The following is a 1,228-nucleotide window of genomic DNA, read 5'->3' as shown; positions in this document are numbered from 1 at the left end:
TGAATCGCCACGACCATTGTAGACACTCCTGAGCCATAATTTAGGCAAAGGAGAAATCATGAGTGGGAAGCGTTACACGGAAGAATTTAAGGTCGCTGCGGTCAAGCAGGTTCTTGAGCGCGGACACCCAGCGGCCGAGGTCGCTGAGCGACTTGGCGTCAGTATCCACAGCATCTATGTGTGGACAAAGCGGTATGGCGTGCCTGAAGTCGAGCGCAAAGCTCAGGACGCCCAGTCTGACGAGATGCGGCGACTGAAGGCCGAATTGAAGCGCGTTACCGAGGAGCGCGACATATTGAAAAAGGCCGCGGTGTACTTTGCCAAGACGTCCGGGTAAGGTACGCCTTCATTCAAGAAGTCCAGGACGAGTTTCCGGTACGGCGCTTGTGCCAGATGATGGGAGTTCATCCGAGCGGTTTCTATGCGTGGTGCGTACAGCCTGAGAGCAAGCGGGCCAAGGAAGACAAGCGCCTGCTTGGCCACATAAAGCAGGCGTGGCTTGAAAGCGGTGGAGTGTACGGCTATCGCAAGGTATCCGACGACCTGCGCGACCTCGGAGAGCGATGCGGCATCAATCGCGTTCACCGCATCATGCGCTCAGCGGGCCTGCGTTCGCAGACCGGATACGGCAAGCGCAAGTGGAAAGGCGGCGGCGTGCCATCGGTGGTGGCGCCGAATCATCTGCAGCGGCAATTTGACGTGCTTGAGCCAAACCGGGTCTGGGTGACCGACATAACCTACATCCGAACCCATGAAGGCTGGCTTTACCTGGCAGTTGTGCTCGACTTGTTTTCACGCCAGGTCGTAGGGTGGTCGATGAGTTCGCGGATTGATACGGAGCTGGCGATGAATGCGCTGCTGATGGCGGTTTGGCGACGCAAACCAGTCTATCCTGTAATGGTTCATTCGGATCAGGGCTCGCAGTTCACCAGCAAGGACTGGAGCGATTTTTTGACGGCGCATCGGCTGAAGCCCAGCATGAGCCGGCGTGGAAACTGTCACGACAATGCAGTCGCTGAAAGCTTCTTCCAGCTGCTAAAACGCGAGCGCATTAAGCGAAAGATCTATGCAACCAGGGACGACGCCAGGCAGGACATCTTCGACTACATCGAGATGTTCTACAATCCGAAGCGCCGTCACGGATTTAATGACAGGCTTTCGCCAGCAGAGTATGAGCGAAGGCATTTTGAACGGCTCGCGGGTGTCTAGCAGACTCGTGGCGATTCAG

The 1,228-nt window shown here is 56.5% G+C and carries 1 protein-coding gene; it reads left to right on the top strand.

Going from position 1 to position 1,228, the window contains the following annotated elements; genetic code table 11:
- The first annotated feature begins 58 nt into the window (after positions 1-58).
- Positions 59-1,209, top strand: a protein-coding gene (locus tag GTP90_RS35760) for an IS3 family transposase (protein WP_161087937.1) whose coding sequence is annotated in 2 segments (ribosomal slippage) — positions 59-302 and positions 302-1,209 — 1,152 coding nt in all. Because the reading frame shifts where the segments join, the coding sequence is not laid out codon by codon here.
- Positions 1,210-1,228: the final 19 nt, after the last annotated feature.

This window comes from Duganella vulcania (genome assembly GCF_009857655.1).
In the GTDB taxonomy this organism is placed as follows: Bacteria; Pseudomonadota; Gammaproteobacteria; order Burkholderiales; family Burkholderiaceae_D; genus Rugamonas; species Rugamonas vulcania.
This window is presented reverse-complemented; position numbering and strand designations above follow the sequence as displayed.